The sequence below is a fragment of the Streptomyces sp. NPDC050743 genome (genome assembly GCF_044456925.1).
Lineage (GTDB): Bacteria > Actinomycetota > Actinomycetes > Streptomycetales > Streptomycetaceae > Streptomyces.
Genome location: NZ_JBITGJ010000033.1, coordinates 59397 through 72048 on the forward strand (window position 1 = coordinate 59397; position 12652 = coordinate 72048).

The window sequence follows — 12652 nt, forward strand, 5'->3', positions numbered from 1 at the left end:
GGTCACTCCCTGAAGCTCGGGCCCGGCGCGGTCGCCGACCTGCCGGTTACACGGTCACCCACCCTAAACAACCCGCGCGCGATGAAACTTCCCGGCCCCCACGCGCTCCCGGGCATCGGAAATCCGGAGGGACCGAGTTGGTCTAGTCCTCTTGACGAGGTGACGCGCCGGCGCTTTGGTATGTACCAACTCGGTCCCGCGGCATCCCGGCACCACCCCACCACTCCACGCCCGAGGCATCCCCAGAAGGGGCACTGTCATGCACCTGGCAAGATATGCGGCTTCCGCCTGCGCGCTCGCCCTCTCGGCCACCGGCGCCGTCGTCGCCCTGGCCCCGGCCGGCAGCGCCGCGATAGCGGCGAGCAGCGTCTACTCCGTGGCTCCCTACGTCGACATGTCCAACAGTCAGGAAGGACTCCTCGACACCGCCATCACCGGACACCAACTCAAGGCCTACACCGCGGCGTTCGTGCTCGGCGAAGGCTGCAACCAGATCTGGGGCGACACCCTCCCCATCGGCAACGACCCCTACACCGACCCCGAGATCGCCAAGGCGAAGTCCGAGGGCGCCTCCGTCATCATTTCCTCCGGCGGGGCGAGCGGCGAACCGCTGGCCTGGACGTGCTCCACCCAGAGCAGCATCGACGCCGGGTACCAGGCCCTCATCAACGACTACGGCGTCACCCGGCTCGACTTCGACGTCGAGGGCGCCGCCGTCGCGGACACCGCGGCCGCCGCCCGCCAGATGCAGGCGATGAAGGATCTCAAGGCGTCCAACCCCGGCTTGCAGTTCTCCATGACCCTGCCGGTGCTGACCAGCGGCCTGACCAACGACGGCGTCAACATCCTCAAGGCCGCCAAGAACGCGGGCATCAAGATCGACGTGGTCAACATCATGGCCATGGACTACTACGCCGGCACCGGCACCGAGATGGGCCAGGGCGCGATCGACGCGGCCAGGGCCACGCTAGCGCAGATGCAGTCCGTCGACTCCGGCTACACCTACGCCAACCTCGGGATCACCCCGATGATCGGCAAGAACGACGACGGTTCGACGTTCACCCTGGCCGACGCCCGGACCGTGGAGAGCTTCGCCGCGCAGAACGGCGTCGGACGGCTCGCCTTCTGGTCCGTCAACCGCGACCAGCCGTGCAGCGGAAGCGCCAACTCGCTGCCCACGTGCAGCGAGATCAGCCAGAACAGCCTCGCGTTCACGGACGCTTTCGTGCCGTACGAGGGCAGCTCGGGCGGCGGAGGCACGACGAGCGACTTCTCCTTGTCCCTGTCACCGGGCTCCGCCTCGGTCGCCCAGGGCGGTTCCGCGACCGCGACCGTCGCCACGGCCGTCACCTCCGGCAGCGCCGAATCCGTCAGCCTGTCGGCCTCCGGCGCGCCGTCCGGTGTCGGCGTCTCCTTCAGCCCCGCGACCGTGACGTCCGGCGGCACCTCGACGCTGACGGCGACGGTCGGCTCGTCCGTGGCCGCGGGCACCTACCCGATCACCGTCACCGGCACCGCCGCCGGCGGCAGCCACAGCGCGACCTACACGCTGACCGTCACCTCGACCGGAGGAGGCGGAGGCGGTGGCGGGGGCTCACTCACCAACGCCGGCTTCGAAACGGGCACCCTGAGCCCCTGGACCTGCACGGGCGGCAGCTCGGTGGTGTCCAGCCCGGTCCACAGCGGCAGCCACGCCCTCCAGGTCACCCCGAACTCCAGCAGCACCGGCGAATGCGACCAGACCGTCACCCTGTCCCCCAACCACAGCTACACGCTCACCGGCTGGGTCCAGGGCCCGTACGCCTACATCGGGGTCAGCGGCGGCGCCACCGCCAGCACCTGGTCGAACAGCACGAGTTGGAACCGGCTGACCGTCAACTTCACGACGGGCGGCAGCGGAACCGTCACCGTGTACGTCCACGGCTGGTACGGCCAGTCCGCCGTCGACGCCGACGACTTCACCCTCGGCTAGGCACCACCACCCCTTTCCCTCACGCGTGCGGCGCACTCCTCCGGCAGAGACGGTGCGCCGCACACGACCCTGTGTCCGGTCTCCCCCGACCGTCCCTACGCCCTGGACGCGGACACCGCCGACGCGGTGTTCGCCGTCGAGGGCGACACCCTGCCCCTGGCCGAGGCGCACGGCCCCGTACAGCGCTCGCCCGGCCGGCCCGGCGGCCGGCCCGCCCACTCGGCGGCACCGTGCCGGCCCGGGGACCGGCCGTCGCCGCCGCGCACGCCGCCGAGGTCGCGGCCCTGACCACCGCAGCGCAGCGCAGGCAGGTCGGCGTCGCCACCGGCTCCTTCCAGGCGGTCAAGCACCGGCTGGCCGACGCGCTGATCGCCCTGGAGTTCGCCCAGCCGCTGGTCCACGCCGCCGCTTTGGCGCTGGAGCGCGCCGACGCCGGGTGCGGGCGCGACCTCGCCGCGGCGAAGGTCACCGCCTGCGAGGGCCGCGTACGCCGCGGCACGCTCCGCCCTACAGGTGCACGGCGCCCTCGGCTACACCGAGGAACTGGACCTGTCCCTGTGGATCCGCAAGGCGCGGGCCGGCGACGGTTCAGCGGTTGGGTTTCGCCGTGCTGATCTCCCCGAGCGCCGAGTGCGGGTCCTCGACGGCCGCGAGGTCGCCGAGGCTGATGAAGCCGACCGGGCAGCCGCCGTGTTCCACGACGGGGAGCCGGCGCAGGCCGTGCCGGCGCATCAGCTCGGCGGCCTGGTCGGTGGTGTCCTCGGGTGTCAGGGTCACCACGGGCGGCCGGCTGCACACCTTGCCGACCGTGGTGGTGTGCGGGTCCAGTCCCGCGGCAAGCGTCCGCACCACGATGTCGCGGTCGGTGAGCACACCGAACAGATCGCAGTCGTAGGCGACCAGGACGTCGCCGATGTCGTGCTCCCGCATGAGGAGCGCCGCCCGTTCCACCGTGGTCATCGGCTCCACCGCCACCGCGCCGGGCGACATGACCTCACGTATCCGCCGTGTCATCGGGCACCTCCCGGATCCGAGATGGTGAGGCGTTCGCCTCGCCCGCCCGCGTAGCCCGGGACGGCGCGGGCAAACCGCCTTTCCCGCCGCCGGTACCGGTCGGACAGGAGCAGACATGGCGCCGCCGCGCCCGGCGAGTGACGATGGAACCCGAGGGGGGCCGGAGAAGGGATCACGGCGGCCATGGTGGGTGACATCAGCGACGAACTACGGGCACGGCGCGAGGGCGAGAACGGTCATCGCTCGATGCCGCACACCGCGGACACCCGTCTGCAGGCCTGGGGAACGACCCGGGAAAAGTGCCTGACCGAGGCCGTGCGCGCCATGGTCGAGGCCTTCGCCGATGTGTCCGGGGCGCATCCGGCCACCATGGAACGGGTCCGTCTCGCCCCCGGCGACGACGCGGACCTGCTGGTCGCGCTGCTGGAGGAAGTGGTCTACCGGCTGGAGGTGGCGGGCCGGATCCCCGTCGACGTGGAGGCGGAACCCACCTTCGACGGAGGACTGGCGGTACGGCTGTCGCTCGCCGACCTCGCGGACGTCACCGTCATCGGTGCCGCACCCAAGGGTGTCTCCTGGCAGGAGTTGCACATCGCTCCGGACGCGTACGGATGGTCCTGCACGGTGATCGTGGACGTGTGACCGCACCCGCGCACCCCTGCCGCACGGGCGGCCGTCGGCCCAGGCCGTGAGCCGCCGGCCACCGCCGTCAGCCCTTCACCACCCCGAGCGGCACCAGCCGGGCGACCTTCCGGCACAGTCCCGCCCCCTCGCTCGCGGTGACGACGGCGTCGACGTCCTTGTACGCCTCCGGCGTCTCCTCCGTCAGGCCGCGCCAGGACTTCGGGCGCGCGGCGATGCCGGCCTGACGCAGCCGGGTCCGCAGCTCGCTGCCGGTGATGCTGCGCGCGGCCTGATGCCGGCTCATGGTGCGGCCCGCACCATGGCAGGTGGAGTGGAAGGCGTCGCCCCCGGACACGCCGGTCAGCACGTACGAGGCCGTCCCGAGGGTGCCGGGGATCAGCACCGGCTGCCCGAACTCCCTGATGTCCTCGGGCAGTTCGGGATGTCCGGGTGGAAAGGCGCGGGTGGCGCCCTTGCGGTGCACGCACAGCCGCCGCCGCTGACCGTCCACGGGATGGTTCTCGATCTTGGCGAGGTTGTGGGAGACGTCGTACACCAGCGTCAGCCCGGTACCGGCGGTGCGCCGGAACACGCCGCGTGCCGCGTCGGACAGCAACTGCCGGTTCGCTCGGCCGTAGTTGGCGGCCGCTGCCATGGCCCCGAGATAGTCCTGCCCCTCGGGCGAGTCGACCGGCGTACAGGCGAGCTGCCGGTCGGGCACGGAGATGCCGTAGCGGGCCATGGCGCGGTCCATGAGCCGCACATGGTCGGTGCAGATCTGGTGCCCCAGCCCGCGCGAGCCGCAGTGGATCATCACGCACACCTGACCCGGCTCGATCCCGAAGGCGGCCGCGGCCGGGCCGTCGTACACCTCGGCGACCTGCTGCACCTCCAGGAAGTGGTTGGCGGAGCCCAGGCTGCCCACCTGACCGAGGCCCCGCTCCCGGGCCCGCTCCCCGACCTGTGTCACGTCCGCGTCGGCGACCGCGCCGCCGTCCTCGCAGCGCAGCAGGTCGCGCTCTTCCCCGTGGCCCCGCTCCACGGCGTAGCGGGAGCCCCCGGCCAGCAGCCGTTCCAGCTCGCCGGGGCCGTCGGGCCGCCATACGCCACCGGGGCCGGCGCCGCGCGGGATCGCCCTGTCGAGGCCGTCCATCACCGCGGTCAGCGCCGGCCGGAGCGTGTCGGCGTCGCAGTCGGCGGCCAGCAGCCGCACCCCGCAGGAGATGTCGAAGCCGACACCGCCCGGCGAGACCACCCCGCCGGCGTCCACGTCGGTGGCGGCGACACCGCCGATGGGGAAGCCGTACCCCCAGTGGATGTCCGGCATGGCGTAGGAGGCGGTGACGATGCCGGGCAGCGTGGCCACGTGCACGACCTGCTCCAGGGACTGCTCGGCGTCGGCGAGCAGCTCCCGGGAGGCGAACACGATCCCGGGCACGCGCATGCCTGCGTGCGGCTCGATGCGGTAGCGGAAGGAACGTTCCTCGACCAGCTCCATCGCGGTCTCCGCTCCGGCTCGGCGCGCCCCCCGGGGTCACTGCCCGTGCAGCACGGCGAGCACGTCGTCGTCGGTCAGCTGCTCGAAGTCCTCGTACCACTCCCCCACGGCCAGAAAGACGGTCGGCCGCTGCAGGCACAGCACCTCGTCGGCCTCGCCGCGCAGCAGCTCGGACGCCTGCGGGGAGCACACCGGAACCGCCAGCACCACCCGCTCCGGCTCCTGCCGGCGCAGCCAGCGCAGGGCCGCCCGCGCGGTCGCCCCCGTGGCCACCCCGTCGTCCACCAGGATGACGGTACGGTCCCGCAGCTCGGGCGCGGGACGGCCCTGCCGGTACCGCTCCTCCCGGCGGTGCAGCTCCGCCCGCTCCCGCTCCACCACGTCGTCCAGGGCCGTCACGTCGAGACCGAGTTCGTCCAGGGTCCGGTCGTCGAACAGCGGAGGATCGTCACCCGCGAGCGCGCCGACGCCCAGCTCCTCCTGGAAGGGCGCGCCGATCTTGCGCGCGACCAGCACGTCGAGCGGTGCCTCCAGTGCCCGCGCCACCTCGCGGGCGACCGTCACCCCGCCGCGCGGCAGTGCCAGCACGACCGGATGCGTCAGCGCCCCCGCCTCCTGCCGGATGCGCAGCCGCTCGGCCAGCTCCCGGCCGGCATGGACGCGATCATGAAACCGCATGCCCAGTCGACTCCTTCCACACCTGCGCCGTGCTCGTCGCCGGGCCACGGCGTGCGGTCGTACCACGGCTCGCGCCCGGGGGCAGGTGCGCCTGCTCGCACTCGGACGACCGGACGGACACCACGGCACCTCGCTCCGGGCCTTGGCCGGGTACCCGGGCCGGGCCGCGACGACACCGGACGCGCCGACGGGACTGCGGCTCCGGGGTCGGGTGACCAGCGGCAGCGCCCGCGGCGGTATCCGGCAGCCGCTGGGAGGAGCGACGAGTATGGAACGGAGGAGCTGAGAAGATGGCACGCATTCTCGTCGACGGGGACGACCTGGTCCTACACCTGTCGTGGTGGCAGCGGGTGGCCGCCCGCCACGGTGATGTGCGGGTGCCGCTGACTGCGGTGTGCCGGGTGACGGCCGAAGCCGAGTGGTGGCGCGCCCTGCGCGGAGTCCGGCAGCGCGGCACCTGGATTCCGGGCGGTTGGTCCGTCGGCACGCGCGGCCATCCCGGCGGGACGGACTTCGTGGCCCTGCGGCCGGGCAGGCCCGTCGTGGTCGTCGAACTGCGGCCCTGGGCCCCCTTCCGGCTCCTCGCCGTGTCCGTGCCGGACGACGACGAGGCGCGGGCCACGGCTCAGCGGCTCGGCCGGACCGCACCGAGGATCGACACCTCCACGCGCTACCGGCAGCCGGTTCCGGTCGCCGAGGAGACCTCCCCCGGGAGCACCCCTCCTGCCCTGCCCGCGGCCGAAGGGAGGCGTCCGGACGGGAAGCGCTGAGCCCGTTCCGGGACCCGGCGGTGCCCCGTGTCCCGGTCGTCACTCGCCGCGGAAGGCCCGCAGAAGGTGGTCGCGGACGCGGACCACGTCCGGGTTGCCGGGGACGCCCGGTCGCTGGACCAGGTAGCCGGTGTTGATCGGGGGGTCGTCGGGCTCGTGCAGCAGGACGAGGGCCCCGCAGGCCAGTTCGTCGGCGCACAGATAGCGGGGCAGCACCGTGAAGCCCGCGCCGGCAACGACCGCTGCCTTCACTCCGCGCAGGTCGGGCACGGTGACGGCGGCGGGGCAGGAGAGCCGGCGCCCGAAGACGTGACGCCAGTAGCGGCGGGCGATGGGCAGATCCTCGGCGTATGTCACCAGCGGGACCGAGTGCAGGACCGAGGGGCCCTCGGCGGCGAGCGGCTCCTTCAGCCGCTCGGCCCATGAGGGCGCCGCCACCAGCACGAACTCCTCGTCCGCCAGCGCCACCGCGGACAGCGTACGGCCCCGGGGGCGGTGGGTGGCGATCACCAGGTCGTGGCGGCCCGCCCGCAGCTCGTCGAGCAGCGCGTCGGTCAGCCCCGTCGCAACCCGCAGCCGCACCCCGTCCGCCACGAGCGGCGCCAACGCGGGCAGCACGCCGGTGCACAGCAACTCGGCGGGACCGGCGAGGTGCACCGGATCGGCCGTACGGCCCTCCGCCGTGTCCGGGCCGGCCACGGCGGCGAGCATGTCGAGCCCCGGCGCGACGCGCACCGCGAGTTCGTCGGCCACGGCCGTCGGCGCGACCCCGCGGGGCAGCCGCTCGAACAGCTCCCGCCCCGTCTGCCGCTCCAGGGTCCGCATCTGTGTCGTCACCGTCGGCTGCGACAGCCCCAGCAGCTGTGCCGCACCGGTGAACGAACCCGACCGGTACACCGCGAGGAAGGTGCGCAGCAGGTTCAGATCGAGCGGGTGCGGGGCAACGGCCGGGCGCGGAGCCGGGGACCTGTCACCGGAGTCGGTATCGCTCACGCATCAAATGTAGCCATTGAAGTTCCTATGCCTGACATTGGAGTGCTCATTGGAAACAAATGGCTCGGGGCCCTACGTTCGAGAGCGATGTCAGCTCCTTCCGAAAGAAGCACCATGTCGAAGATCCTGTTCGTGATGACCGGCGTCGACCACTGGACGCTGGCCGACGGCACCAAGCACCCCACCGGCTTCTGGGCCGAGGAGGCCGTCGCCCCGTACGAGGCGTTCAAGGCCGCCGGTCACGAGATCGTCGTCGCCACGCCCGGCGGTGTCGTTCCGGCCGTCGACCGGGGCAGCCTCGCCCCCGAGGTCAACGGCGGCCAGGAGGGCGCCGACCGGATCGCCGCCGTCCTCGCCTCCATGGCCGAGATCGAGAACCCGATCCGGCTGGAGGACGTCCGCCTGGACGACTACGACGCCGTCTTCTACCCCGGCGGCCACGGCCCCATGGAGGATCTCGCCGTCAACGCCACCTCCGGCGGGCTCCTGATCGACACCCTCGCCTCCGGCAAGCCGCTGGGCGTGGTCTGCCACGGCCCGGCCGCGCTGCTCGCCGCCGAGAAGAGCGACGGTTCCAACGCCTTCGCCGGTTACCGGGTGGCCGCGTTCACCAACGCCGAGGAGATGCAGGCGGGCCTGGCAGAGAGGGCCAAGTGGCTGCTGCAGACGCGGCTCGAAGAGGCGGGCGTCGACGTCCGGGTCGGCGAGCCGTGGGCGCCCCACGTGGTCGTCGACCGCAACCTGATCACCGGTCAGAACCCCGCCTCCTCGGTCCCGCTCGCCGCCGAGCTGCTGAAGAAGCTGGGCTGAACCAGGGGCGTGTCCCACGGGCGGCGCGCGCGGACGACGAACCGCGCGCGCCGCCCGTGCCAGGCGATGCCTCCCTCATTCCGTCCGCATGCCCGGGCTTTCCAGCAGTGCCAGTTCCCGTTCGACGGACCGCCGGTGTTCCTCGGCGTCCTGCCGTGCCCGTCTCGGGCTCCAGCGCCCGTGCATCAGGAACATCAGCGGCAGGAAGACGGCCTGGCCACCGACGCACACCCACCACCAGGTCTGCCACTGCCCGGGACCCTCGTCCGCCGCCTGGGCGACCTCGGCCCCGTGGAGGCGGAGCGTGCTCAGCGCGGGCCGGGCCTCGCTCACCAGCGCCAGGTCCGCGGCGCCCACCTCCTTCAGGGCGCGCGCCTGGAGGCCGGCGGGAACCTCACCCGCCCGGTACTTCTCCAGTTCGGCGAAGAGGGCGGGATGCGCGCTGATCACGCGCCGCGCGGGTGCCGCCGCGCCGGCGGCGGCCTGCACCTCGGCGCCGTGTTCCACCAGCGGGGTCACCGAGGTGACCACCACGGGAACACACGCGGCCGAGACGGTCACCACGACCCGCAGGAGCCATGCCCAGACCGCGAGTCCCGTCGCCGTGGCCGCCGGATTGCGCCGTTCTACCGTCTCCGTGAAGCTCGCCATCCACGGGGCGTAGGTGAGTCCCGCGCACACGCCGATGCCGACGAACAGTGCGGCGAAGTGGTAGTAGCCGGTGTCCTTGTCCGTCGCGGCGAGGGCGAACAGCGAGGTCACCACGATCGACCCGACCGCCCCGACGAGCATGAACGGCTTGCGTACGCCGAGCTTGTCGGAGAGCAGGCCGACGAGCACCAGTGCTAGCGCGTTGCTGGCCCAGTACCAGTTCGCGAGGGCGTTGGCCCGCTGCTCGGTGTAGCCGAACACGGTCGAGTAGTAGATGACCAGGTTGCCGACCGCGGAGTAGTAGAGGAGCAGGTAGACGCTGATCGCGAACGCCGACCCGACGACGTCGGGACGCAGCATCTGCCGCCAGTGCCCTGACGGGCTGGGGTTCGCCGGCTGCCGGCGCGCCCGCGCCTCGATCAGCGCGCGGTCGCGCACGCTCACCATGAGCTGGTCCCGCAGCCGCGGGGAGAGTTCGCGCAGTCCGAACAGGGCGAGCAGGAACACGGCGAGCGTGGCGAGACCCGCGAACCGCAACTGGTCGCGCCAGGACGTGGAGTCGAGGGTCGCGCTGGTGACGACGGTGACCACGAGCGAGCCGACCACCGGACCCATCGTCCAGAAACCCATCGCGCCGGCCCGGCCGAGCTGGGGTGAGAAGTCCCTGATCAGTGCCGGGGTCGCCACCAGCACCAGGCCCTCGACGAAGTAGATCCCCTCGAACATGGCCAGATAGGTACCCTTGTCCGGGGCGTGCGGCAGCGCGAGCATCAGGGCGCCGACCACCAGAAGGCCGTAGACGACGAGATTGGCTCGGCCCCATCGGTCGGCGAGGCCGGCCACGAGTGAGGCGACGGCTCCCACGGCGTTGCCGATGACGGACATCCACACGAAGTACAGGAAGCTCATGTGGAATTCGGCCATGATCGACGTGCCGACGCCGTACTGGATGTACAGCGCGTAGTAGAGGACGATCGTCGACAGGACGACGATCGCGAGGCAGCTGTAGCGGGCCAAGGGTGCCGGGTAGGCGGGAAGTTGACGGCGCCACAGGCGTCTCAGGGCACTCGGTCGGGCCTGGGCGGAATCAGGTGTGGTGGCGGCCTCGCCCGTGGCGGACGGAATCGTGCTCATGACGGCTCCAGGGTGTCGGTGGGTCGTGTCGCCCGTACTTGCACCAGGGCAGCGAGCATCTGCGGATGCGGAGCGCGGGGGCACCGCCGCGTCCCACGGCTCCTCCCGCTAGGCAGTCGACGGTATTCGAAGGTGAATCCACCTTCAATATCCGTGCCGCGATCCTTGACGGCCGGTTCCGGCGGCGGCACGCTCGGCTCATCCTGAACCCGACGTCAACACCGGAAGGGCGGATCGATGACGGAGGTCTGAACGGTCCGGGGCCCGGTCGACTCCAGCGAGCTCGGCAACGTCCTCGTCCACGAGCATGTCGTGGTGGTGGGCGAGGAGTTCCGGCAGAACTACGCGGACTGGGAGGAGCAGGCGGTCGTCGACGCCGCGGTCGCCCAGCTGACCGAACTGAAGGAGCTGGGCATCGACACCATCCTCGATCCGACCGTGCTGGGCCTCGGGCGGTACATCCCCCGGATCCAGAAGATCGCCGCCCGCACGGATCTGAACATCGTCCCGGCGACCGGGCTCTACACCTACAACGACGTGCCGTTCCAGTTCCACTACACCGGACCGGGGCTGATGTTCGACATGCCGGACCCTTTGGTGGACCTGTTCGTCAAGGATCTCACCGAGGGCATCGCGGACACCGGTGTGCGGGCGGCGTTCCTCAAGTGCGCCATCGAGGAGCCGGGCCTCACGCCCGGGGTCGAGCGGGTGATGCGGGCGGTGGGCCGGGCGTCCGTGCGCACGGGCGCGCCGATCACCGTGCACACCAACGCGCACACCGAGTCCGGTCTTCTCGCGCAGCGTGTCCTCGCCGAGGAAGGCGTGGATCTGACCCGGGTCGTCATCGGTCACGCGGGGGACTCCACCGACCTCGACCAGCTGATGCGGCTCGCCGATGCCGGGTCCTTCCTCGGTATGGACCGGTTCGGCGTCGAGGCGGTGCTGTCCACCGAGGAGCGCGTCGACACCATCGTCGAGCTGGTGCGTCGCGGCTACACCGACCGGATCACCATCTCGCACGACGCCGCGTGCCACATCGACTGGTTCGGCGCCGTCGACCGCGCCGCGCTCGCCCCCCGGTGGAACTTCCGGCACATCAGCGAAGACGTCCTGCCGGCCCTGCTGGCGAAGGGCGTGTCGAAGGACGACGTCGACACCATTCTCCGCGTCAACCCGCGCCGTTACTTCGAGGGCTGAGGGCTCCGTCGCGAGCGCCCACAGCCCTCGGAAGGACACGTCCTGCGCTCACCTCGGGCCTCGCTCGGCCTCACGACGGCGCAGTTCCCGGTGGGCGATGGTCCGCTTGTGGACCTCGTCGGGGCCGTCCGCCAGGCGCAGGGTGCGCAGGTGGGCGTACATGCTGGCCAGGGGGAAGTCGTCGGAGACGCCGGCTCCGCCGTGGACCTGGATGGCGCGGTCGACGACCCTGAGGGCGATGTCCGGTGCGGTCACCTTGATGGCGGCGATCTCGGTCCGCGCCTCCTTGTTGCCCACGGTGTCCATCAGATGGGCCGCCTGGAGGGTCAGCAGCCGGGCCATGTCGATCTCGATACGGGCCTCGGCGATCCAGTCCTGGACGTTGGCCCGCTCGGCGAGCGGGGCCCCGAACGTCGTCCGCTGCTGGGCCCGGTCGATCATCAGGTCCAGTGCCCGTTCGGCCATGCCGATGGTGCGCATGCAGTGGTGGATGCGCCCGGGACCCAGCCGGGCCTGGCTGATCATGAAGCCGTCGCCCTCGCGGCTGAGCAGGGCCGTGGAGGGTACCCGCACGTTCTCGAAGAGGACCTCGCCGTGGCCTTCCCGGTCCTGGTAACCGAACACGGGCAGGTTGCGCACCACGGTGACGCCGGGGGTGTCCAGCGGCACGACCATCATGCTCTGCTGACGGTGGCTGGGCGCGTCCGGGTCGGTCTTGCCCATGACGATGAGGACCTTGCAGTTCTTGTGCAGGACGTTGGAGGTCCACCACTTGCGTCCGTCGAGGACGTAGTCGTCGCCGTCGCGCCGCATGCGCAGCTGGATGTTGCGCGCGTCGGAACTGGCGACGGCCGGTTCGGTCATCGCGAACGCGGAGGCGATCTCGCCGGCGAGCAGCGGCCTGAGCCACCTCTCCTTGTGCTCCTCGGTGCCGAAGAGCGTGAGCACCTCCATGTTCCCGGTGTCCGGGGCGTTGCAGTTGGTGGCCTCCGGCGCCAGGTGCGGGCTGCGGCCCATGATCTCGGCCAGCGGGGCGTACTCCAGGTTGGTCAGGCCCGGTCCCCACTCGGGATGCGGGTGGAAGAGGTTCCACAGGCCCTGTTTCCTGGCCTCGGCCTTCAGCTCCTCCAGGACGGGAGGATGGAAGTGCGGATCACCCGACTGCGCCATCTGCGCCTCGTAGACGGGCTCTGCGGGGTAGATGTGCTCGTCCATGAAGGCGAGCAGCTTCTCCTGGTAGGCCTTGGCCCTGTCGGTCGCCTGGAACACGGTTTCACCTCGGTGGGTTCGTGGTGGTTACGGAACTGAGGA

The 12652-nt window shown here is 71.6% G+C and carries 10 protein-coding genes and 2 pseudogenes; 6 read left to right on the forward strand and 6 right to left on the reverse strand.

All coding sequences use genetic code 11. The annotated features are described in order from the left end of the window. Positions 1–259: 259 nt before the first annotated feature. Both ACIBJF_RS27945 and ACIBJF_RS27950 read left to right on the forward strand, forming a co-directional pair. Positions 260–1972: a carbohydrate binding domain-containing protein gene (locus ACIBJF_RS27945; protein WP_399177762.1), complete on the forward strand. Its 1713-nt coding sequence runs from the start codon at positions 260–262 to the stop codon at positions 1970–1972. 93 nt (positions 1973–2065) lie between these two features. Beyond that, positions 2066–2548, forward strand: a pseudogene (locus ACIBJF_RS27950) (acyl-CoA dehydrogenase family protein); the annotation flags it as partial. A 12-nt stretch (positions 2549–2560) separates the two neighbouring features. Here the strand turns inward: ACIBJF_RS27950 and ACIBJF_RS27955 are convergent. Then, positions 2561–2986: a CBS domain-containing protein gene (locus ACIBJF_RS27955; RefSeq protein ID WP_399177764.1), complete on the reverse strand. Its 426-nt coding sequence runs from the start codon at positions 2984–2986 to the stop codon at positions 2561–2563. Between the two features lie 183 nt (positions 2987–3169). Here ACIBJF_RS27955 and ACIBJF_RS27960 point away from each other — a divergent pair, with 183 nt between their 5' ends. Continuing rightward, positions 3170–3628 carry an archease gene (locus tag ACIBJF_RS27960; RefSeq protein ID WP_399177766.1) on the forward strand — a complete coding sequence of 153 codons (459 nt, stop codon included), beginning with the start codon at positions 3170–3172 and terminating at the stop codon, positions 3626–3628. Positions 3629–3695: 67 nt separating this feature from the next. On the opposite strand, the gene ACIBJF_RS27965 is transcribed toward ACIBJF_RS27960, so the two are convergent. Beyond that, positions 3696–5108, reverse strand: a complete 1413-nt coding sequence (locus tag ACIBJF_RS27965; RefSeq protein WP_399177768.1) for an RtcB family protein — start codon at positions 5106–5108, stop codon at positions 3696–3698. A 36-nt stretch (positions 5109–5144) separates the two neighbouring features. Beyond that, the gene (locus ACIBJF_RS27970) at positions 5145–5786 is read right to left on the reverse strand and encodes a phosphoribosyltransferase (RefSeq protein ID WP_399177770.1); all 642 of its coding nucleotides are present in this window, start codon (positions 5784–5786) and stop codon (positions 5145–5147) included. Between the two features lie 290 nt (positions 5787–6076). Here ACIBJF_RS27970 and ACIBJF_RS27975 point away from each other — a divergent pair, with 290 nt between their 5' ends. Continuing rightward, positions 6077–6556 carry a hypothetical protein gene (locus ACIBJF_RS27975; protein WP_399177772.1) on the forward strand — a complete coding sequence of 160 codons (480 nt, stop codon included), beginning with the start codon at positions 6077–6079 and terminating at the stop codon, positions 6554–6556. A gap of 39 nt (positions 6557–6595) precedes the next feature. Here the strand turns inward: ACIBJF_RS27975 and ACIBJF_RS27980 are convergent, their stop codons facing one another. After that, positions 6596–7549: a LysR family transcriptional regulator gene (locus tag ACIBJF_RS27980; protein WP_399177773.1), complete on the reverse strand. Its 954-nt coding sequence runs from the start codon at positions 7547–7549 to the stop codon at positions 6596–6598. 114 nt (positions 7550–7663) lie between these two features. On the opposite strand from ACIBJF_RS27980, the gene ACIBJF_RS27985 reads away from it, so the two are divergent. Continuing rightward, on the forward strand, positions 7664–8359 hold the full coding sequence (locus ACIBJF_RS27985; RefSeq protein ID WP_399177775.1) for a type 1 glutamine amidotransferase domain-containing protein: 696 nt from the start codon (positions 7664–7666) through the stop codon (positions 8357–8359). Positions 8360–8434: 75 nt separating this feature from the next. Here the strand turns inward: ACIBJF_RS27985 and ACIBJF_RS27990 are convergent, their stop codons facing one another. Continuing rightward, positions 8435–10144, reverse strand: coding sequence for an MFS transporter (locus ACIBJF_RS27990; protein ID WP_399177777.1), 1710 nt, complete (start codon positions 10142–10144; stop codon positions 8435–8437). 279 nt (positions 10145–10423) lie between these two features. Here ACIBJF_RS27990 and ACIBJF_RS27995 point away from each other — a divergent pair. Further along, a pseudogene (locus tag ACIBJF_RS27995) lies at positions 10424–11341 on the forward strand (phosphotriesterase); the annotation flags it as partial. Between the two features lie 48 nt (positions 11342–11389). Here the strand turns inward: ACIBJF_RS27995 and ACIBJF_RS28000 are convergent. After that, positions 11390–12610 (reverse strand): acyl-CoA dehydrogenase family protein, encoded by a 1221-nt coding sequence (locus ACIBJF_RS28000; protein WP_399177778.1) that lies wholly within the window; start codon positions 12608–12610, stop codon positions 11390–11392. Positions 12611–12652: the final 42 nt, after the last annotated feature.

What these genes read in the sequence shown, in the direction of transcription:
- ACIBJF_RS27965 (WP_399177768.1), bottom strand. Translation starts at nt 5,108, where the DNA reads ATGGAGCTGGTCGAGGAACGTTCCTTCCGCTACCGCATCGAGCCGCAC.
- ACIBJF_RS27955 (WP_399177764.1), bottom strand. Translation starts at nt 2,986, where the DNA reads ATGACACGGCGGATACGTGAGGTCATGTCGCCCGGCGCGGTGGCGGTG.
- ACIBJF_RS27970 (WP_399177770.1), bottom strand. Translation starts at nt 5,786, where the DNA reads ATGCGGTTTCATGATCGCGTCCATGCCGGCCGGGAGCTGGCCGAGCGG.
- ACIBJF_RS27945 (WP_399177762.1), top strand. Translation starts at nt 260, where the DNA reads ATGCACCTGGCAAGATATGCGGCTTCCGCCTGCGCGCTCGCCCTCTCG.
- ACIBJF_RS27975 (WP_399177772.1), top strand. Translation starts at nt 6,077, where the DNA reads ATGGCACGCATTCTCGTCGACGGGGACGACCTGGTCCTACACCTGTCG.
- ACIBJF_RS27960 (WP_399177766.1), top strand. Translation starts at nt 3,170, where the DNA reads ATGGTGGGTGACATCAGCGACGAACTACGGGCACGGCGCGAGGGCGAG.
- ACIBJF_RS27985 (WP_399177775.1), top strand. Translation starts at nt 7,664, where the DNA reads ATGTCGAAGATCCTGTTCGTGATGACCGGCGTCGACCACTGGACGCTG.
- ACIBJF_RS27990 (WP_399177777.1), bottom strand. Translation starts at nt 10,144, where the DNA reads ATGAGCACGATTCCGTCCGCCACGGGCGAGGCCGCCACCACACCTGAT.